Source organism: Lentzea alba, from assembly GCF_047445655.1.
Taxonomy (GTDB): Bacteria; Actinomycetota; Actinomycetes; order Mycobacteriales; family Pseudonocardiaceae; genus Lentzea; species Lentzea alba_A.
In genome coordinates, this window is record NZ_JAJAEG010000002.1 from 479,737 (window position 1) to 498,679 (window position 18,943).

21 protein-coding genes are annotated in these 18,943 nt (G+C 69.2%); 9 read left to right on the forward strand and 12 right to left on the reverse strand.

Annotated elements, in window-relative coordinates:
* Nucleotides 1–60: 60 nt before the first annotated feature.
* A complete protein-coding gene (locus LFM09_RS05250; RefSeq protein ID WP_414095100.1) occupies nt 61–828 on the reverse strand; it encodes a GGDEF domain-containing protein in 768 nt (255 codons plus the stop codon).
* A 139-nt stretch (nt 829–967) separates the two neighbouring features.
* Between LFM09_RS05250 and LFM09_RS05255 the strand changes: the two genes are divergently transcribed.
* From LFM09_RS05255 to LFM09_RS05265, 3 genes are all read left to right on the forward strand, one after another.
* Nucleotides 968–3,163, forward strand: a complete 2,196-nt coding sequence (locus LFM09_RS05255) for a sigma-70 family RNA polymerase sigma factor (RefSeq protein ID WP_414095101.1) — start codon at nt 968–970, stop codon at nt 3,161–3,163.
* A 124-nt stretch (nt 3,164–3,287) separates the two neighbouring features.
* Nucleotides 3,288–3,887, forward strand: a complete 600-nt coding sequence (locus LFM09_RS05260) for a GtrA family protein (RefSeq protein WP_414095162.1) — start codon at nt 3,288–3,290, stop codon at nt 3,885–3,887.
* Entirely contained in the window at nt 3,817–4,350 is a 534-nt protein-coding gene (locus LFM09_RS05265; protein WP_414095102.1) for a GtrA family protein, read from the forward strand. The genes LFM09_RS05260 and LFM09_RS05265 overlap by 71 nt, the downstream gene beginning before the upstream one ends.
* Nucleotides 4,351–4,357: 7 nt before the next feature.
* Here the strand turns inward: LFM09_RS05265 and LFM09_RS05270 are convergent, their stop codons facing one another.
* Together LFM09_RS05270 and LFM09_RS05275 are read right to left on the reverse strand one after the other, a co-directional pair.
* Nucleotides 4,358–5,632, reverse strand: coding sequence for an ATP-binding protein (locus LFM09_RS05270; protein ID WP_414095103.1), 1,275 nt, complete (start codon nt 5,630–5,632; stop codon nt 4,358–4,360).
* Nucleotides 5,632–6,306, reverse strand: a complete 675-nt coding sequence (locus LFM09_RS05275; protein WP_414095104.1) for a response regulator transcription factor — start codon at nt 6,304–6,306, stop codon at nt 5,632–5,634. Before LFM09_RS05275 ends, LFM09_RS05270 begins: the two co-directional genes overlap by 1 nt.
* Nucleotides 6,307–6,338: 32 nt before the next feature.
* Between LFM09_RS05275 and hisN the strand changes: the two genes are divergently transcribed.
* Complete coding sequence (hisN, locus tag LFM09_RS05280) at nt 6,339–7,118, forward strand: histidinol-phosphatase (protein ID WP_414095105.1); 780 nt, start codon at nt 6,339–6,341, stop codon at nt 7,116–7,118.
* On the opposite strand, the gene LFM09_RS05285 is transcribed toward hisN, so the two are convergent.
* Genes LFM09_RS05285 through LFM09_RS05300 form a run of 4 tightly spaced genes read right to left on the reverse strand, consistent with a single transcriptional unit; the run spans nt 7,099 to nt 10,743 of the window.
* Nucleotides 7,099–7,359, reverse strand: coding sequence for a hypothetical protein (locus LFM09_RS05285; RefSeq protein ID WP_414095106.1), 261 nt, complete (start codon nt 7,357–7,359; stop codon nt 7,099–7,101). The genes hisN and LFM09_RS05285 overlap by 20 nt on opposite strands.
* Nucleotides 7,356–9,947: a TNT domain-containing protein gene (locus LFM09_RS05290; RefSeq protein ID WP_414095107.1), complete on the reverse strand. Its 2,592-nt coding sequence runs from the start codon at nt 9,945–9,947 to the stop codon at nt 7,356–7,358. Before LFM09_RS05290 ends, LFM09_RS05285 begins: the two co-directional genes overlap by 4 nt.
* A gap of 2 nt (nt 9,948–9,949) precedes the next feature.
* Complete coding sequence (locus LFM09_RS05295; protein WP_414095108.1) at nt 9,950–10,264, reverse strand: WXG100 family type VII secretion target; 315 nt, start codon at nt 10,262–10,264, stop codon at nt 9,950–9,952.
* Nucleotides 10,261–10,743 carry a YbaB/EbfC family nucleoid-associated protein gene (locus LFM09_RS05300; RefSeq protein WP_414095109.1) on the reverse strand — a complete coding sequence of 161 codons (483 nt, stop codon included), beginning with the start codon at nt 10,741–10,743 and terminating at the stop codon, nt 10,261–10,263. Before LFM09_RS05300 ends, LFM09_RS05295 begins: the two co-directional genes overlap by 4 nt.
* Before the next feature lie 38 nt (nt 10,744–10,781).
* On the opposite strand from LFM09_RS05300, the gene LFM09_RS05305 reads away from it, so the two are divergent.
* Entirely contained in the window at nt 10,782–11,276 is a 495-nt protein-coding gene (locus LFM09_RS05305; protein ID WP_414095110.1) for a MaoC family dehydratase, read from the forward strand.
* Nucleotides 11,277–11,475: 199 nt separating this feature from the next.
* Here LFM09_RS05305 and LFM09_RS05310 read toward each other — a convergent pair whose 3' ends face one another.
* From LFM09_RS05310 to LFM09_RS05325, 4 genes are all read right to left on the reverse strand, one after another.
* Nucleotides 11,476–11,925: a GNAT family N-acetyltransferase gene (locus LFM09_RS05310; protein WP_414095163.1), complete on the reverse strand. Its 450-nt coding sequence runs from the start codon at nt 11,923–11,925 to the stop codon at nt 11,476–11,478.
* A gap of 92 nt (nt 11,926–12,017) precedes the next feature.
* Nucleotides 12,018–12,947, reverse strand: a complete 930-nt coding sequence (locus tag LFM09_RS05315; RefSeq protein ID WP_414095111.1) for a hydroxymethylglutaryl-CoA lyase — start codon at nt 12,945–12,947, stop codon at nt 12,018–12,020.
* Complete coding sequence (locus LFM09_RS05320; RefSeq protein WP_414095112.1) at nt 12,934–13,458, reverse strand: PH domain-containing protein; 525 nt, start codon at nt 13,456–13,458, stop codon at nt 12,934–12,936. Before LFM09_RS05320 ends, LFM09_RS05315 begins: the two co-directional genes overlap by 14 nt.
* Before the next feature lie 13 nt (nt 13,459–13,471).
* On the reverse strand, nt 13,472–14,290 hold the full coding sequence (locus tag LFM09_RS05325) for a biotin--[acetyl-CoA-carboxylase] ligase (protein WP_414095113.1): 819 nt from the start codon (nt 14,288–14,290) through the stop codon (nt 13,472–13,474).
* 117 nt (nt 14,291–14,407) lie between these two features.
* Here LFM09_RS05325 and LFM09_RS05330 point away from each other — a divergent pair, with 117 nt between their 5' ends.
* Both LFM09_RS05330 and LFM09_RS05335 read left to right on the forward strand, forming a co-directional pair.
* A complete protein-coding gene (locus LFM09_RS05330; protein ID WP_414095114.1) occupies nt 14,408–16,045 on the forward strand; it encodes an acyl-CoA carboxylase subunit beta in 1,638 nt (545 codons plus the stop codon).
* Entirely contained in the window at nt 16,042–16,263 is a 222-nt protein-coding gene (locus LFM09_RS05335; protein ID WP_414095115.1) for an acyl-CoA carboxylase subunit epsilon, read from the forward strand. The genes LFM09_RS05330 and LFM09_RS05335 overlap by 4 nt, the downstream gene beginning before the upstream one ends.
* Nucleotides 16,264–16,328: 65 nt before the next feature.
* Here LFM09_RS05335 and LFM09_RS05340 read toward each other — a convergent pair whose 3' ends face one another.
* Nucleotides 16,329–16,718 (reverse strand): hypothetical protein, encoded by a 390-nt coding sequence (locus tag LFM09_RS05340; RefSeq protein ID WP_414095116.1) that lies wholly within the window; start codon nt 16,716–16,718, stop codon nt 16,329–16,331.
* Nucleotides 16,719–16,795: 77 nt separating this feature from the next.
* Between LFM09_RS05340 and LFM09_RS05345 the strand changes: the two genes are divergently transcribed.
* Together LFM09_RS05345 and LFM09_RS05350 are read left to right on the forward strand one after the other, a co-directional pair.
* Nucleotides 16,796–18,196 (forward strand): MFS transporter, encoded by a 1,401-nt coding sequence (locus LFM09_RS05345; RefSeq protein WP_414095164.1) that lies wholly within the window; start codon nt 16,796–16,798, stop codon nt 18,194–18,196.
* A complete protein-coding gene (locus LFM09_RS05350; RefSeq protein ID WP_414095117.1) occupies nt 18,156–18,755 on the forward strand; it encodes a Maf family protein in 600 nt (199 codons plus the stop codon). Before LFM09_RS05345 ends, LFM09_RS05350 begins: the two co-directional genes overlap by 41 nt.
* Nucleotides 18,756–18,943 lie beyond the last annotated feature (188 nt).

Consider the following 18,943-nt stretch of genomic DNA (forward strand, 5'->3'; position numbering starts at 1 on the left):
GGCGTTGGGAAGCACCCCGGTGGGGACACGGGAGAGAACACGGGCGCGGGACAGGGGGAGTCAGCGCCCGAGCGAGGTGAGGAGCGTGCACGCCTCGGCGTGCGTGTCCGGCAACTTCTCGATCCAGACCTTCGCGGGCCCGGCAGGGCGCACGTTGGGGTCGTCGGCGAGCCGGTCGGCAGCTAGAACGCGCAGGTTGGAGACCCGACGCGCCAGCACTTCGTCACGTCTGACCAGCACCGCGGCAACGCACGGACCGAGGGTCGCCAACGTCTCGCCGCCGTCGAACACGGTGCGCAGGGCGTCCGAGACCAGGGTCATCGCGACGACGCGGGACCAGCCCGACGCGCGGTGCACGTCCAGCCGCAGCAGCACCAACGCGTAGTCGAGGGGCGCGACGGGGGACTCCCGGTACACCTCGCCCAGCCTGGTCCTCAGATACGCGGCTGTCGCCAGCCCGGTCAGAGGGTCCTCTGCCGCGCAGTCGCCGGCCTGCTTCGTCACCACGTCCGCCCACCCCAACGCCGTCATCCGCAACATCCGCGAAGGGAGCGCGTCGACGTTCGGCGACACGATGTGCGACGCGTCGGTCAGCACGGCGTGCAGCGCGGCCAGGTCGAGCAGCGTCTCACTGAGTCCCGCTCCCGCCTCGGCACGCGCACGGCCCAGCCGGACCAGCGCGTCACCGGGGTCGGTGTTCTCCAGCATCGCCGCGCACACCTCGTCGACCTCGGCGAGCGGCCAGTCTGCGGGGAACGCCCAGCCGGCAGCCATGGTGGCGGTCCGCCACCTCGACTTCAGCAGGCGTTCCGCTTGTGCGACACCCACCCGGTCTCCCTTCAGCTCTCCCGATTCCAGGTGGGAGACGCGCTCACTTCCGGTTCGTGACGCAACCCGCGTGGGGGATTGAGATGACTCTTCGCGGCGTCGTACGTCACACTGAGCGCCGCGAGGAGGGGACAGAGACTTGGCGACCGTTCCTGCAGACGTCCAGGGGCCAAGCGACGCGGAACTCATCGAGTCCGTGCGCGCGGGGACCATCGACGCCTACGGCCAGTTGTACGAACGGCACGTCTCGGCGGCCTACAACCTCGCCCGCCAGTTGGCCCGCTCGCAGGCCGAGGCCGACGACCTGGTCTCCGAGGCGTTCGCGAAGGTCCTCGACACGCTCCGGGCCGGCCGCGGCCCCGACTCGGCGTTCCGCGCCTACCTGCTCACGGCTCTGCGCCACACCGCCTACGACAAGACCCGCCGCGACAAGAAGGTCGACCTCACCGAGGACATGACCGACGTCGCGCCCGCCGTGGCGTTCAGCGACACCGCGGTGGCCGGGCTCGAACGGTCGATGGCCGCCCGCGCGTTCGCCGCACTGCCCGAGCGCTGGCAGATGGTGCTCTGGCACACCGAGATCGAGGGTCAGTCGCCCGCCGAGGTCGCCCCGCTGCTCGGCCTGACGGCGAACGGCGTGTCCGCGCTCGCCTACCGCGCCCGTGAGGGCCTCAAGCAGCAGTACCTGCAGATGCACCTGTCCGAGACCGAGGCCGAACGCTGCCGCGCGACCGTCGACCGGCTCGGCGCGTGGACCCGAGGTGGTCTGTCCAAGCGCGAGGCCACCCAGGTCGAGACGCACCTCGACGAGTGCGGCCGGTGCCGGGCGCTGGCCGCAGAGCTCAGGGACGTCAACGGCGCGCTGCGGATCTTCGTCGCCCCGCTGGTGCTGGGTGTGGGCGCCACGACCTACCTGGCCGTCGCCGGCACGACCACGGCTGTCGTCGGTGCCGGTGCGGCGGCCGGCGGTGCGGGCGCGGTCGGTGCCTCGATCCCCCGCCAGCTGGTCACCGTCGGTGGTTCCGCCGCAGCGGTCGCCGCCGCTGTCGTCATCGCGCTGACCGCGGGCGGTTCGAACCAGCAGGTGCCGACGGTGCAGGCCGCCGAACCGCCGCCACCAGCGCAGACCGTCGTTCAGCCGCCTCCGCCGCAGCCACAGGTGCCCACGCCGGCACCTCAGCAGCCGACGCCATCTCCGCAACTGCCGACGCCCGCGCCGCCTCCGGAGCCCCCGGCCCCGACGCCGACCCCGGAGCCGACCCCCGCACCGCCGTCGCTCACGCCGACCACGCCGAGCGGGTTCACACTGACGCCCGGCGAGGAGCCCAAGGACTTCCCGATCACCGTCCGGAACACCGGCGGCACCCCGGCACCGCCCGCGAGCATGGTGCTGAACCTGCCGCCGGGCGTGCTGTCGACAGGTGGACCCTCGTCGTTCGCCGCACGCCTGCTGCAACCGGACGGCGCCACCGACCAGACCGTGAACTGCCCGGCCGGTGGCGGCACGATCACCTGCTCGACGCCGTCCGGCATCGCGCCCGCCGGCCAGGCGACGTTCCTGTTCCGGCTGCGTGCGACGCCGGACGCCCAACCGGGCACGATCACCGGCACCATCAGCGCGGGCACCGCGATCTCGGTCAACGTCAGCGTCGCGGTCGACGTGCCGCCGGTGAACGACGACATCGAGCTGACCGTGTCGACGTGGCACGAGGTGTTCTGGGACCCGCGCGTCGACGTGCAGGTCCGCAACAAGGGCCCGCGCGCCGGCACGTTGAAGCTCGACGTGTCGTCGTCGGAGAACATCGTGATCTTCACGCCGTGCCGGGAGTGCTCGCGGACGGACAAGAACTCGATCCACTGCGTCACCGACCTGGACAAAGAGGACAAGTTCCGGATGTCCGTCTGGGCGTTCGGGCTGCCGCACCGGGGCGGGACGATCACCGTCACGGCGTCGCTGGGCAACGCGAAGAAGACCGTGACCGTGCCGGTGAAGATGCGGCCGGACCACCCGCCGGTCGACGACGTGGTGAAGCCGCCGGAGACGACCGCGCCCACCACCGTGCCGCCGACGACCACGACGCCGCCCGCCAAGCCGACGGTGCCCGCGGATCCGACGACCCCGGGCAAGCCGACGTTGCCGCTTCCGTTGCCGCTGCCGACGCCCAACCCGACACCGGCACCTCCGCCTTCGACGCCAACCCCGACCGTGCCACCGTCGACCCCGGTGCCGACCACGCCGCCGCCGACGTCCCCGCCGTGCGAGCCGTGGCCGGGCTGGCGACCGCCGTTGATCCCGGACCTCCTCGGCTGGCCGTGCAAGCCGCCGCGGAGCTGATCGGGAAGTCGATCTTTAGTTGATCTTGTCAAGTAACTGAACGCGCAGGTCCCATGCCTCTGGGTGGCCGAAGGTGACACCCGGGGGCGGGCGGCTCGGTCTTGATCCGTAAGCTGGCGCGGTGCTGCCAGTCGTTCGCCGTGCCATGAGCCGGTTGCCAGAACCACTCCAGTTCCTGCTTCACAAGCACCGCGAGATGATCCGGTTCGCGTTGGTGGGCGGCACGACGTTCCTCATCGACAACGGCGTCTGGTACGCGCTCAAGCTCACCGTGCTGACCGACAAGGTCGTGACGGCGAAGGTCATCGGCGTGCTGGTGGCGATCATCGCCTCGTACGTGCTGTCCCGCGAATGGTCGTTCCACACCCGCGGCGGCCGCGAGCGCCACCACGAGGCGGCACTGTTCTTCCTGGTCAGCGGCATCGGCGTGGGCATCAACATCCTGCCGCTGACGTTGTCGCGGCACCTCTTCGGCCTGCAGTCGCCCGTCGTCTCGGTGATGACCGAGGAGATCGCGGACTTCGTCTCGGGCTCGATCATCGGCATGTTGCTCGCCACGGGCTTCAAGTTCTGGGCGATGCGACGGTGGGTCTTCCCGGACGCCGGCGCTCGACCGGACCGGCGCGTTCACCCGATCTCCGTAGACTCACCCCGTGTCCCTAGCCGAAACAGTGGTCTCCAGGTTTCCGGAGCCGATCCGATCGATCGCGCTGAAGCATCGTGAACTAGTCAAGTTCGCCCTGGTCGGGGGCACGTGCTTCGTGATCGACACGGTCCTGTTCTTCGGGATCAAGACCATCATCCTGCCGAACAACCCGGTGACGGCGAAGATCATCGCGACCCTGGTCGCCACGATCGTGTCGTACATCCTCAACCGGGAGTGGTCGTTCCGCACCCGTGGCGGGCGCGAACGCCACCACGAGGCAGCGCTGTTCTTCCTGGTCAACGGCATCGGCATCGTGCTGAACTCGGCACCGCTGTGGGTCTCGCGATACGCGTTCCACCTGCAGGAGCCGCACGTGTCGCGGTTCACCGAGGAGATCGCGGACTTCCTCAGCGCGCAGATCATCGGCACGCTGATCGCGATGGCTTTCCGCTGGTACGGGTACAAGAACTGGGTGTTCCCGGAGGAGAACGCGCGCGGGCCGCGGCCGTTGGACGAGGAAGAGGCGCTCGGCCACTCGTAGGCCGTTTTCAGCGCGGGGTGCTCGGCGTCCTCCAGGAGATTCCCACCACATCCTGAGCCTTCGGCACCGGCAGGAAGACCGCGAACGTCGCCGGGCGCGCCGTCGAGAGTTCCAGCCTGCCGCCGTCCGCGTCGACCAACGCCCTGGCCAGCGCCAACCCGACGCCGGTCGAGCCGCCGCCGGAGACGCCGCGCTCGAAGATGTGCGCTGCCAGTTCGTCGGGCACGCCGGCCCCGCCGTCGCTGACCTCGACCACGACCGTGCCCTCTTCGCTGCGCGCGGAGACGACGACGTTGCCCTCGCCGTGCATCAGCGCGTTGTCGAGGAGCACGCCGATTGCTTCTCTCAGGCGAGCGGGTGTGGCACGGGCAAGCAGGCCTTCCGGCACGCGCACCCTGAGTGCCCTACCAGCGCTTTTGACCTGTTCGCGCCACTCCTCGGCGATGGCGTTCAGGGCCGGTCGCAGCTCCAACGGCTCGGCGCCGACGGCTCGGGCCGCGCGCGCGGCAGCGAGGAGTTCGTCCAGCACGGCAGCCAGGCGTTCGGCCTGTTCGAGAGCGGCGCGGGCCTCTGCCGCGGTGTCCGGCTCGGGGTGCTCGGCCAGGGCTTCGAGCCGGAGCTGGAGCGCGGTCAGGCGGCTGCGGAGCTGGTGGGAGACGTCGCCGACCAGCTCGCGTTCGCGTTGGACGAGGCGGGCCAGCGCCGTGGCCGAGGTGTCGAGGGCCTCGGAGACCGCGTCCAGCTCCTCGATGTTGTAGCGCTGCTCGTCGGCGCGGAAGTCGCCGGCGCCCAGACGGGACGCGCGGGCGGCGACGTAGCCGAGAGGTCGGGCAAGCGTTTGCGCGGTCACCAGGGCGACGACGGTGCCGGTGCCGACGGACAACGCGAGCAGGAGCAGGACCAGGCCCGCGACCTGGGCCTGGGTGGTGTGCATCGGGCCGGACGGGATCTCCAGCACGACCTTGCCCTGCTGGGCGATCGACAGTTCGACGGTCAGCGGGTCGGTGCCGGGCGATGGACCGGTGACGCTGGTCGTGCCGCCCGAGGTCACGGTGAGGCGGCCGTCTGCGGGCATGACGATCTTGACGGCCTCGACGTCGACGCTCTGGCGGTTGGCGAGCTGGTCGTCGAGGAGGGTCGCGATCCTCTGGGCGTCCTCGGCCAGGTCGCCGCGGGCGTTGTCTTCGACCAGCTGCAACGCCGAGTAGCCCAGCGGGAGGCCGAGCACGATCCCCGTGACGGCAACGGCGAGCAGGATCGCCCGCAGTATCCGGCGGCGCATCAGTCGGCGTTGAAGCGGAAACCGCGGCCGCGCACGGTCGCGATGCGCTTCTCGGCGGAGTTCGGGGTGCCGTCGCCGAGCTTCCTGCGCAGCCACGACATGTGCATGTCGAGCGTCTTGCTGCCCTTGAGGTCCGGGTCGTTCCAGACCTCGGAGAGGATCTCGTCGCGGCTCACGACCTGGCCCGCGCGCTGGATGAGCACCTTGAGGAGCTCGAACTCCTTGTTCGCGAGCTGGATCTCACCGCCGTCGACGGTCACGCGGCGGGCGGCCAGGTCGACGCGCACGCCGTTGACCTCCAGCGTTCCGGGCGCGCGGCGGCGCAGCAGGGCCCGGATGCGGGCCATCAGCTCGGCGAGGCGGAAGGGCTTCGCCACGTAGTCGTCCGCACCCGCGTCGAGCCCGACGACGAAGTCGACCTCGTCCGCACGAGCTGTGAGCATCAGCACGGGGATGCCTCTGCCGTTCTGCCGGAGTCTGCGGCAGACCTCCAGACCGTCCATGCCGGGCAGCCCGAGATCGAGCACCAGGAGGTCGATGCCCCCGGCGACCGCGGCTTCGAAGGCACTCGGCCCGTCCCCCACGACCTGCACTGAATAACCCTCCCGCGTCAGCGCGCGGGAGAGCGGTTCCGCGATGGCCGGATCGTCCTCGGCCAGCAACACCACGCTCACGGCGCCCAGCGTATTCGTGGAACGATCGCCGCGTGTCACGCCACGATGCTGATCTCGAACTGGCCCTCCGCCTCGCCGACGCCGCCGACGCGATCACCGCCGCACGATTCCGCGCTCACGACCTCGCGGTGGAGCGCAAACCGGACCGCACGCCCGTGACGGACGCCGACGTCGCGGTCGAGGACGCGATCCGTTCGATCTTGACTTCGGAACGCCCGGACGACGTCGTCATGGGCGAGGAGCGCGGCGGCACGCTGGACGCCTCGCGCGTCTGGGTGCTCGACCCGATCGACGGCACGAAGAACTTCCTGCGCGGCGTACCTGTGTGGGCTTCTTTGATCGCCCTGGTGGTCGACGGGGTGCCGGTCGTGGGTGTCGTGTCCGCGCCCGCGCTGGGCCGCCGTTGGTGGGCGGCTGCGGGTTCGGGCGCTTTCGCGTCGGATTCTTCTGGCACGCGCCCGATCTCCGTGTCCGGCGTGCGCTCTCTTGAGGACGCGTACGTGTCCACAACGGACATCAAGACGTGGGTGGAATACCACTCACGCGAGGCCTTCTTGGCGTTGGTGGACGCGACCTGGGAAAGCCGCGCGTTCGGCGACTTCTACCAGCACTGCCTGGTCGCCGAGGGCGCCATCGACCTCGCACCTGAGGCCGTGGCGAACCCGTGGGACATCGCCCCGTTCCAGGTGCTGGTGACCGAGGCAGGTGGCCGTTTCACCGATCTGTCCGGTGTGGAGCGTTACGACGGCGGCAACGTGCTGACGTCGAACGGCCACCTGCACGAGGCCGCGCTCAAGCTGTTGGCACGGTGAGGGTTCCGCGCGCTACCTGAGCCCACGCCAGCCGGCCGAAGAGGTAGTGGCACGCCACGCTCTCGTCGTCGAACCGGGCCCAGTCGTAGCGGTTGCCCTGCTCCTGCCAGAACACCTCGTGACCCTTGCCGTCCTCGTCGGTGAGGAGGCACCAGCGCTGGTCCGCCTCCTCACCGATGCTGAAGACGTCCTCGGGCACGCCGATCCTGGTCAGCCACTCGGGCAGCGACTCGACGTTCATGCGGTGATCTCCGTGAGGTAGCCGAGCGCGACGAGGTCCGCGACGGGGTAGGTGGTGCGGTACCGGGCACCGCCACCGGGCTGGCCGAACCAGGGCGCGCTGATCGTGCGGTGCACGGGCAGATCCCTGGTGACGCGGTACCGGTGGTAGCCCTCTTCCGCGGCCTGCGGGGGCAGCGAACGTTCCTTGTACGGGGTGTTCAGCGCCGACAGCACGCGGCCTTCCGGGGTGCCGAACCGGTCGAGCTCGGATCCTTCCTTCAGAACGTCGGGCTGGCTGTCCTCGTAGCCGCCCTCGCGTTCCTGCGGCCACCTCGGGGAGCCGTCCTCGTTGAGGAAGAGGCTCTCCCAGTCGCGTTCGTGCATGCCGGCCAACGGGTCGTAGCCGACCATCAGCTCTTGCACGATCGGGTGGTCCTTGCCGAGGCCTTCAGTCGTCGTCGCGGACTGGGGGAAGGCGGTGTCGACCAGGCTCGCCTGCGGGTGGTCCTGCGGGGCGAACGTCGGGGCCGTCTGCTGCTCTTCCTGCTGCGGTGGTGCGGGAAGCTGCCTGGCCGGCTTCCGGGACAGGCGCGGGGCCTGGTTCGAACCCAGAAAAATCGCCATGAACCAGCTGCCGACCGCAGCCGCGTTGAAGGAGTGGCGAGCCACGTCGTAAGCGACGCCGGGGGCGGCCAGGGCCTGATCCCGGCTTTCGAGCCGATCGGTGAGGGGGCTCTGGTGACCGCCCTCGACCGGCGCCGAGGCAACGGTCTGGTGAGCGCCGGCGCCGTGGTTCACGCCCGCGACCGGAGCTCCCGTGCCGAGGTCGACTCCGGCCCCCGGAGCCGCAGGAGCAGCGATGGTCTCGCCGACCTTCTGGGTGCCCGGAATGGCGGCGTCGGAGCCGAGGTCGCCGAGTGCCGGATCCTTGGCCAGCGCGTCCTTGAGGGGATCCTTGGCCGGGTCCTTGGCGAGAGCGTCCTTGCCGCCTGTCTGACCCTGCTGCCCCTGGCCGGAGGGTTGGTTGCCGCCTTGGCCTGGCTGACCGGGGGTCTGGTTGCCGACCTGGCCGGGAAGCTGGTTGCCGGACTGGCCGCCGAGCGCCTGGCCGACCTGGCCGCCCACAGCCTGACCGGTCGCCGAAACGGCACCCGGCACACCGGTCTTGGCCGCCGTGGCCTGGGCAGCTGCCTTGGCCTCGCCGACCTTCGCCTCGGCAGCCCTGGCCTCAGGCGACTTGGCGGCCTGCTGAGCCGCCTGACCCTGCTGAGCCTGACCAGTCGCCTGCTGCTGCTGACCAACGACCGCACCGAGCTGCCCAGCAGCCGGAGCCGCCGACGGCACAGCACCACCCACAGCACCACCAACGGCACCGCCCAGACCACCGACCGGCGCACCGCCGAGCGGGCTGCCGACGTTCGGGGCGGCGGGTGCGGCCGGGGCCGCGGGCGCGGAGGCCTGAGGCGCGGCGGACGTCTGGCCGGGCATCTCGGCGCCGCGAACCAGCGTCGGGTCGAGGACCGCGGCCGAGGCCTGCGTCGTGTTCTCGGCGATGGGCCCGAGGGTGCCCTGAACGCTCGGGATCACGTCCGCGACCGGCGCGACCACCTGCGGAACCGCCTGGCCCACCTCGGTGACCAGTCCGGGCAGGACCTGAGGCCTGCCTTCGCCCTGACCGTTTCCACGGCCCGGACCTTCGCCCTCACCACGACCGTGTCCCTCGCCAGGACCATCAACGGCGTCCAGCACCGGACCGACGGCGTCGCGGACACCAGGCGTGGAGTCGAGGACGGGCGCGACAACGGCCGCAGCAGGCGCGGTCACGGGAGCAGCCGCATTGAGAACAGGAGCGGCGGCATCCGTCACGGCACCGACAACCGGCGCGACCGGCGCAGTCACAGCGCCAACCACCGGCGCCACCGGAGCGGTGACCGCCCCAGCCACCGGGGCAACCGCCTCAACGACCGGAGCAACAACCCCGGCGACCGGAGCCACCACGCCACCGACGAGGTTCCCGACCGGACCGAGCAAGCCGCCACCACCGCCACCGCCGGGCCCGTGAGCGCCTGGCGCGGTGTTGACCGGAGGCGACGCCTGGCCCATGTCCACACCGCTGTCGAGGCGGATCGCCGACGACAGGGTGTTCTGGAGGTTCGCGACGTTCGCCGCGGCACCTCGCGTCAACGTGTCGAGCCCGAGCAAAGCGTTGGGGTTGCCCGCCGAAGCAGAAGCGTGCGCGGCGTCGTTGTTCTTGGCCAGCGTCGTCAGCTCGCGAACGATCTCGACCTTCGCGGCACCCACCTGCTGGGCGGCGTGGTCAAGACGATCAGCGGCGGCATGACAACCGCGGGCAGCCTTCTGCAGCTCACCGTCCGGCGCCACGACCTTGGCCCACCGGCCACGAGCCGCGTCACCAGCAGAACCGCTCAACCCCTCCAACGCACGATTCGCCGCACCATCAGACGAAGTGCCGAGGCCCTTGATCTTGTCGCCCGCATCGCGCCACGCGGTGGCACTGGCGCGCATGGCGTCCTCGTCCGCCTTGGGCCACGTGACACCGGCCTTGGCGGCCACCTCGGTGAGTTCGGCGGGAAGCTCGATGCCCATGGTCAGCCGTCCAACCTTCTCATCCCGGCCGCGTTGCTCTGCTCAACGTGCCGGTACGTCTCGGCAGTAGCAGCGAGCTTGTCGCCCACGTCCCCCAACGTCGTCGCGAGCGCGGACAACGCCCCCGACGCATCCCCAGAAGGCTTCTCGTGCGACGCCGCAAAACTGCGTCCAACAGCGTCATCACCCCAACAGGCCCCGAACGCAGCCAACGCCTTGTCCAGCGCCCCAGCGATCTCCGTGGCCTGCCCGGCAAACCCGCGCAACTCCCCGGCCCCGGCGTCCAACCGCTCGAGGTCGGCCTGGTACCCGGTCATCGCACCCTCCTGTCGATGAGCTCGGAGTCGAGCCAGCTCTCCCGTTGCTCGTTGTCCTCATCATCATCAACACGCCGCCGAACAGGCCTACCGAGATCCACAGTCTCGGTGTCGTCCACCTCGTACTCGGCAGGCTGCAGGTTCGCGGTCCCAGCAACCAGCGCCGCAGGATCCGTGGACGCAGGCAACACCGTGCTCAACGCCTTGTACGTGTCCTCAGCAGCAGAAGCAGCAGCCGCGGCAACAGTCCGCACGATCAACTCGGCCAGTTGCTCAGGCCGATGCCGCCGATACGCCAACTCGGACAACTCCAACGAGGCGAGCTTCCCCCCGGCACCCACAACAGCCGTGACCGTCCCGTCCGGACTGCTGGCCCGTCCGACAACAGCAGCAAGCTCACGCTGAACAGACGCCAACTGCTCGCGGCTGCGCCGGTAGTCGGCGAGCAGCTCCTCGACCTGCGCACGGTGGTCGTCCACCGAGTCCCCCTCACACGCATAGCCCTGGGCTCGGGCTCTTGGACGCCGTCGCCTTTAGATCGGTTCCGAGCGAATTCAGTTACTACGATCAACGCGTGATCGCCTTCGAGGATCTGCCTGCCGGCCGAATCATCCCGCTCGGCGAGGTCGTAGTCGACCGGAACGAGATGGTGGACTTCGCAACGAAGTTCGACCCCCAGCCGTTCCACCTGGACGAGGAAGCGGGCCGAAACTCGATTTTCGGCGGCCTGTCCGCCTCAGGCTGGTACACAGCCTCCCTGTGGATGCGGAGCTGGGTGGACAAGGTCCTCTCCAACTCCACCTCCCAGGGTTCACCGGGCGGCCGCGAACTGTCCTGGCTGGCCCCGGTCTACGCAGGCGACACACTGACCTTCTCAGCCGAGGTCCTGAGCGCCCGCCGCTCAAAGACCAGGCCAACCCTGGGCCTGGTGGAGTTCGCAGGCATGGCTCACCGGGGTGACGAGCTGGTCTACAAGTTCGTGGCAACCGGCATGTTCACAACCAGGACCTGACCACCCGCACCGGCCCCTTACGCACCTGGGTGAGCCAGACGCCCTTACGCGATGCCGAAGGCGAGCCGTACTTCCCGAGCGGTCCCGGCGCACACCAACCAACGGACGCAACCCACCTACGGAACCGGCGGTCGCCCAACGCAACAGGCGTGCCATCAACCCGCAAGCCAGGGAACGCCACGGACCAGGCGACTCAAAATCACAGCCCCCGACGAACCAACGCCCGCCGAGTCCCCCGCCTCTCAACCAACTCAAACCCGGCGCCGAGGAACATCTCCAACCGCCCGTGGTACAGCTCCCCAGCCTGCAGCTTGCGTCCCTCGGTATCGATCGGATACCCCTCGACAGCCCGAGCCCCGGCCTTGGCCGCATGGGACACAGCAGCGTCCAACAGCAGCGAAGTCACGCCCTGACGCCGCGAGTCCCGCCGAACATAGAAGCAAGTCACCGACCACACGTCAGAGATGTCCTCGGACACCGGCGCAGTGATCTTCGACCGCGCCAACCGCGAATACGAGGCCCGCGGAGCAACGGCAACCCATCCGACAGCCTCAGATCCGTCCACCGCGAGCAACCCGATCGGCGACCCCAACCGAGCCTTCAACACAGCCCGGTTGTCCCCGCCGTCCATCTCCTTGTTGGTCTGCATGAACCACGTGCAGAAACACCACTCAACAGTCTTGCTGGAACTGAACAAGCCCTCGGCCAACGCCCAGGTCTCAGAAGTCAGCTCGACAACCTTCACTTGGCCAGAGCCCTGACGACCCGCGACGGGCTGGGCCGCCCCAACTGCTCAGCCATCCAAACCGAAGTCTCAACCAGCTTGTCCAGGTCGACCCCGGTCTCGATGCCGAGCCCGTCGAGCATCCACACCAGATCCTCGGTGGCGAGGTTCCCGGTGGCCGACTCCGCATACGGACACCCACCCAGCCCGCCAGCAGAGGAGTCCACAGTCGTGACCCCACAACGCAAGGCGGCCAACGTGTTGGACAACGCCTGCCCGTAGGTGTCATGGAAGTGGACAGCCAGCCGAGTCACGTCCCGGAAGCCTTCCAGCAACGACTCAACCTGCCCAGGCGTGGCAACCCCGATGGTGTCCCCCAACGACAGTTGAGAGCACCCCATCTCCAACAACCGCTCCCCAACAGCCACAACCTGAGACCGCGCAACAGCGCCCTCCCAGGGGTCGCCGAAGCACATCGACACATACCCACGAACGTCCATGCCGGCAGCCAACGCCCGCTCGACCGTCGGCTCGAACATCTCGAACTGCGAGTCCAACGTCCGGTTCAGGTTGCGAGAAGCAAAGGTCTCGGTAGCCGAAGCGAAGATCGCAATGTGCGAGACCCCAGCCTCCAACGCCCGATCGAGCCCCCGCTCGTTGGGCACCAACACGGGATAGACCACCCCTGGCCGCGCGTCCAACCCGGACAGCAACTCAGCAGCATCAGCCAACTGCGGCACCCACTTGGGGTGCACAAACGACGTGGCCTCCAAAACGGACAGTCCAGCAGCAGCCAGCCGATCCAAGAACTCCAGCTTCACCGCAACCGGCACCACAACGGACTCGTTCTGCAGCCCGTCCCGAGCCCCGACCTCCCAGATCGTCACCCGAGAGGGCAGCGACCCGGACCGAACCACGTCCGGCAATCCGACCTCACGCGCGCCCATCGAGCGCCCCGGGCTGGTAGTCGTCGTCGGGGTTGTCGTTCACCTCGCGGTACAGCATCGTGTGCACCTTCTCCACGGACGGGATGTCGTCGAACTCGAGCGGCTCGTCCGACGCCGACTCGATGATGAGCGTGCCGCAGCCCAGCACGCGGTCCATCAGACTGTGCTCGAAGCGGACGCTGTTCACACGCGCCAAAGGGATGTCGAGGCCTGTGCGCTTGAACACGCCCTCGCGGTACATCACGCGGTCCGAGGTGATGATGAAGTGCGTCGTGCGCCAGCGGACCAGCGGCGCGATCGTCAGCCACAGGATCAGCACGACGCCGAGCACGGTCAGCACGATCCACGCGACGGTGGCCCACGACTGGTCAACGACGAGCCCTGCCAGATAGGTGCCGAGCGCGACCACCACCAGCAGCCAGAACACCGGGAAGATCAGCATCTTCCAGTGGGGGTGCTTGTGGATCACGACGTGCTCGCCGGAGCTCAGCAGGTCGTCGGGATAGGCCATGGGCCAACCCTAATCACGCCGGGCGCAAATGCACCACGTCACCAGCGGACACGCCGTGATCCACCCCATCGGTGCCGCGCACGACCAGCGTCCCGTCGGCCTCGATGCGCTGCGCCACCCCGAGAAGCTGAACGCCACCTGAAAGTTCCACGCGCACGCGCTCGCCGACGGTCGCGCAGTGCTCCTGGTACTCCTCCAGCACACCGGACTCGAACGCGTCGCCGCCGTTCTTGCGCCACACGCCTTCCAGCTGGGCCAGTTCGACGAGCAACCGGAACGCCAGCTCGGCACGATCAAGTTCCGTTGCACCAGCGGACTCCAGCGAGGTCGGCTCGAGCCCACCGGGCGCGGGCTGCACGTCGTCCGGCAGCTTGGCCACGTTCAGGCCGATGCCGACGACGACGGCCTGCGCGACGCCGGCGGTGATCTCGGACAGGATCCCGGCGCCCTTCTCCCTCTTCGGGCCGAGCAGCAGGTCGTTCGGCCACTTCAACGTCGCCTCGACGCCGACCGACTGGGCGACCCGGACGAGCGCCAGCCCGGCGATGAGGTTCAGCCACGGCAACCGCTGCGGGTGCACGTCGGTCGGCCGGAACAGCACGCTGACGTAGAGCCCGCCCGGAGGCGACGACCAGGTGCGGCCGCGGCGGCCCTGGCCCGCGGTCTGCTCCAACGCGATCAGCACGGTGCGGTCGGCGGCGCCTTCGACGGCTGCCTTCGCGAGGTCCGCGTTCGTCGACCGGGTGGATTCCACGACGTCAAGCGCGGAGTACGGACCGTTGGGTGCTACCAGCCGCGCGCGCAGCGCCTCGGCGTCGAGTGCGGTGTCCATCGCGCCAGGCTATTGGAACGAGAGAGGGTACGTGCGATAAGAGATGACCAACAGGTTGCCGTGACCTGGACAACTGCACGGGGCGGTTCCGCAATGCTCTCGTTAGGCTGCGAGCCCATGAGCAGTGCGACCGAGCCGATCGGGACCGTTCCCGCGGACGCCCCCGACGTCCACACCACCGCGGGCAAGCTCGTTGACCTCTACCGGCGCAACGACGAGGCGGTTCACGCCGGCTCGGCACGCGCGGTCGAAAAGCAGCACGCGAAGGGCAAGAAGACAGCCCGCGAGCGCATCGACCTCCTGCTCGACCCCGGTTCGTTCGTCGAACTGGACGAGCTGGCGCGGCACCGGTCCACCAACTTCGGACAGGAGAAGAACCGCCCGTACGGCGACGGCGTGGTGACCGGCTACGGCACCGTCGACGGCCGTCCGGTGTGCGTGTTCTCCCAGGACGTCACGGTCTTCGGCGGGTCGCTCGGCGAGGTCTACGGCGAGAAGATCGTCAAGATCATGGACCTGGCGATCAAGACCGGCCGGCCGATCGTCGGCATCAACGAGGGCGGCGGCGCGCGCATCCAGGAGGGTGTCGTCTCGCTCGGCCTCTACGGCGAGATCTTCACCCGCAACGTCCGCGCGTCCGGCGTGATCCCGCAGATCTCGCTGATCATGGGCTCCAACGCGGGTGGCCACGTCTACTCGCCCGCGCTGACCGACTTCGTGGTGATGGTCGACCAGACCTCGCACATGTTCATCACCGGCCCGGACGTCATCAAGACCGTCACCGGCGAGGACGTGACGTTCGAGGAGCTCGGCGGCGGTCGCACGCACAACACCAAGTCGGGCAACGCGCACTACCTCGGCAGCGACGAGGAAGACGCGATCTCGTACGTCAAGGAGCTCCTGAGCTACCTGCCGTCGAACAACCTCAGCGACTCGCCCGCGTTCGAGGGAACCCTGACCGAGGGCTCGATCAGCGACGCGATCACGGACACCGACAAAGAGCTCGACACGCTCATCCCGGACTCCGCGAACCAGCCGTACGACATGCACGAGGTCATCAGCCGCGTGCTCGACGACGGCGACTTCCTGGAGGTCCAGCCGCTGTTCGCGCCGAACATCCTGGTCGGCTTCGGCCGCGTGGACGGTCACTCGGTCGGTGTCGTCGCGAACCAGCCCACGCAGTTCGCCGGCTGCCTCGACATCGACGCCTCCGAGAAGGCCGCGCGGTTCGTGCGCACCTGCGACGCGTTCAACATCCCGGTGCTCACGTTCGTCGACGTGCCCGGCTTCCTGCCCGGCACCGACCAGGAGTGGAACGGCATCATCCGGCGCGGCGCCAAGCTGATCTACGCCTACGCCGAGGCCACCGTTCCGCTGGTCACCGTCATCACGCGCAAGGCGTACGGCGGCGCGTACGACGTCATGGGCTCCAAGCACCTCGGCGCCGACATCAACCTCGCGTGGCCGACCGCGCAGATCGCGGTCATGGGGGCGAGTGGTGCGGCGAACATCGTGCACCGCAAGACGTTGGCCAGTGCCGCCGCGAACGGTGAGGACGTCGACGCCCTGCGCGCCCAGCTCCAGCAGGAGTACGAGGACACGCTGTGCAACCCGTACGTCGCCGCTGAGCGCGGGTACGTCGACTCGGTGATCCCGCCGTCGTACACCCGCGGTTACGTGGCGCGGGCGTTGTCGATGCTGCGGGACAAGCGGGAGACGCTGCCGCCCAAGAAGCACGGGAACATCCCGCTGTGACCGCGCCCGAGGAAAGGCCACTGCTCCGGGTCGTCAAGGGCACCCCTGACGACCACCAGCTGGCGGCGCTGACCGCGGTGATCGCCGGGCTGGCTGCGGCCGCGCCCGTCGAGGACAAGCCCGGCCAACGCTCCGAGTGGGCGAACCCGGCTCGCCGGGTCCGCCGGCCCCTCCAGCCGGGCCCCGGCGCCTGGCGCGCCTCCGGCTTCCCCAACTGATCATTTGAAGCCATGAGGGTGACCTTCATGAACCTGAGGTTCATGAAGGTCACCCTCATGGCAAATCAGGAACAACTGACCCGGCGGCTGCTCACGTTGAGGCCGACGGCGACTTCGCGACAGCGGAACTCGCCGTCGACCTTCAGCTTCAGCGTGAAGAACTCGCTGCCGTACGCATCGGTCCTGCGCAGCACCTGAACGTGCTCGTGGTCCAGCGGCAGGTTGTCGCGCACGGCGTGCACGACCTGCCCCAGCAGCGCGTTCTCCGCGCGATCGACGGTGTCGGCGAACGGCCAGATGGGTACGCCGTACCCGATGGGGTCGCTCGCGAGCACGGTTCCGACGGCCCACGACCCGACGAGGACACACAGCCCGACGAGCAGTGCCGCGATCCGTCTGCGCTTGCCTTCGCGATCGGAACCGCGTTCGGTGAGGACAAGCACCCAGCGCTTCACTCTGTCGAGGGTGCCGATGGAGGGGGTGAGCGCGCATCAGTAGTACTACTCGAACCGACCGGACCGCCTGGCGCGCGATCTCCGCGCTCTGCGTCGGCTTCTTCATGATCCTGCTGGACACGACCATCGTGAACGTCGCGATGCCGGCGATGATCGAGGGTCTGCACGCGTCGCTCAACGACATCATCTGGGTCAACAGCGCGTACCTGCTGACGTTCGCGGTGCCGTTGCTGCTGACCGGGAGGCTCGGCGACCGGTACGGGCCGAAGCGGGTCTACCTCATCGGGCTCACGATCTTCGTGCTCGCCTCGCTGGCCTGCGGCCTCGCGGGCAGTGCCGAGGTGCTGATCGCCGCCCGCGCGGTGCAGGGACTGGGCGCCGCGGCCATGACCCCGCAGACGATGGCGTTCATCACGCACCTGTTCCCACCGCACAAACGCGGTGCCGCGCTCGGCATGTGGGGGTCGGTCGCCGGGTTCGCGACGGTGTCGGGGCCGCTGCTCGGTGGCATCCTCGTGACGCAGCTCGGCTGGGAGTGGATCTTCTTCGTCAACATCCCGCTCGGTGTGCTCGCCATGACGATGGTGCTGCGCTGGGTGCCGGACTGGCAGCCAGGGCGGTCGCACCGGTTCGACGTGCTCGGCATCCTGCTGTGCTGCTTCGGACTCGGGCTGCTGGTGTTCGGCGTGCAGAACGGCGAGCACTACAAGTGGGGCCGGGTCGCGGGCCCGATCACGATCCCCGAGATCATCATCGCGGGCGTGGTGCTGCTGGTGGTGTTCGTGCTGTGGCAGGCGGCGGCGCGCAACCCCGAGCCGCTCCTGCCGTTGCGGATCTTCCGCAACCGGAACTTCTCGCTCGGCAACGTCGCCAGCATGATCATCGACTTCTCCGTCACCGGGCTGTTCGTGCCGCTCGTGCTGTTCGTGCAGACCGTGCCGAAGTTCTCGGCGTTCGAGGCGGGTCTGCTCACCGCACCGACCTCGCTGATGTCCGGTGTGGTGGCTTTCTTCGCGGGACGACTGTCGAACGGGCCGCAAGCGAAGTACTTGCCGGTCGTCGGCTTCACCCTGCTCGGGGGCGGCATCGCGGTCATGACGCTGCAGCTGGACGGGTCGCCGTGGGCGATGCTGCCGGCGCTCGTCGCGGTGGGCTGCGGCATGGGGCTGGTCTACTCGCCGCTCACCAACATCTCCACGAAGACGCTCGATCCGCAGCTGATGGGCGCGGGTGCCGGGATTTACAACACCGCGCGGCGGTTCGGCGGCGTGCTCGGCAGCGCGGCCACCGGTGCGGTGCTGCAGGTCGGGCTGGCGGCGACCGGTGACTTCACCGCGGCCACGCGCGTCTCGTTGCTGATGCTGGTCGCGTCGACGGTCATCGGGGTGATCGCGGCGGTGCTGATGAGGCGCGAGACGGGCGTGCGAGACTCCGCTGGTGCGTCTGATCCTGGCCTCCCAGTCATCCGCCCGTCTTGACGTCCTGCGAGCCGCCGGCGTCGAGCCCGTCGTCCGCGTGTCCGGGGTGGACGAGGACGCGCTGGTCGCGTCGCTGTCCAACCCCTCGCCCGAGGAGACCGTCGTCGCGTTGTCCGCGGCCAAGGCGGAGGCGATCGAGCACGACGACGAGTGCGTGGTCGTCGGCTGCGACTCGATGCTGCTGTTCGAGGGCGAGCTCGTGGGCAAGCCCGGCACGGCCGAGGTCGCGCGGGAGCGGTGGCGGCGGGTCGCGGGCAAGAGCGGCTCGTTGATCACCGGGCACACCGTGCTGCGGGTCTCCGGCGGTGCCGTGATCGACCGCGCGTCCGCTGCCGAGTCGACGACGGTGCGGTTCGGCACGCCGACGGACGAGGAGCTCGAGGCGTACATCGCGACGGGTGAGCCGCTGCACGTCGCGGGCGGGTTCACGATCGACGGGCGCGGTGGCTGGTTCATCGACGGCATCGACGGCGACCACTCGTCGGTGATCGGCATCAGCCTGCCGCTGACCCGGCGTCTGCTCGGCGAGATCGGCGTGGCGGTGTCCTCGCTCTGGTGAGCGCGTCCGGCGCGTCCGCCCGCTGAGCGCGTGGCAGGCGTACCGGCGTCCACATCTTGGTCGCCCTGGTCACAGTTCACCCGATCGGGGAAGACTGCCCTCAACGCACGCGTTGGGGGTACGCGGTGAACGAGTATTTGACGCGTCGCAGGCACATCGACCTGGCACGCAGGACGAGCACGGGCTGT

Bases quoted from the DNA above. Each gene is read 5' to 3' on its own strand.
- LFM09_RS05325 (WP_414095113.1), bottom strand. From the start codon at position 14,290: ATGGACACCGCACTCGACGCCGAGGCGCTGCGCGCGCGGCTGGTAGCA.
- LFM09_RS05320 (WP_414095112.1), bottom strand. From the start codon at position 13,458: ATGGCCTATCCCGACGACCTGCTGAGCTCCGGCGAGCACGTCGTGATC.
- LFM09_RS05315 (WP_414095111.1), bottom strand. From the start codon at position 12,947: ATGGGCGCGCGTGAGGTCGGATTGCCGGACGTGGTTCGGTCCGGGTCG.
- LFM09_RS05285 (WP_414095106.1), bottom strand. From the start codon at position 7,359: ATGAACGTCGAGTCGCTGCCCGAGTGGCTGACCAGGATCGGCGTGCCC.
- LFM09_RS05290 (WP_414095107.1), bottom strand. From the start codon at position 9,947: ATGGGCATCGAGCTTCCCGCCGAACTCACCGAGGTGGCCGCCAAGGCC.
- LFM09_RS05330 (WP_414095114.1), top strand. From the start codon at position 14,408: ATGAGCAGTGCGACCGAGCCGATCGGGACCGTTCCCGCGGACGCCCCC.
- LFM09_RS05295 (WP_414095108.1), bottom strand. From the start codon at position 10,264: ATGACCGGGTACCAGGCCGACCTCGAGCGGTTGGACGCCGGGGCCGGG.
- LFM09_RS05270 (WP_414095103.1), bottom strand. From the start codon at position 5,632: ATGCGCCGCCGGATACTGCGGGCGATCCTGCTCGCCGTTGCCGTCACG.
- LFM09_RS05310 (WP_414095163.1), bottom strand. From the start codon at position 11,925: ATGCAGACCAACAAGGAGATGGACGGCGGGGACAACCGGGCTGTGTTG.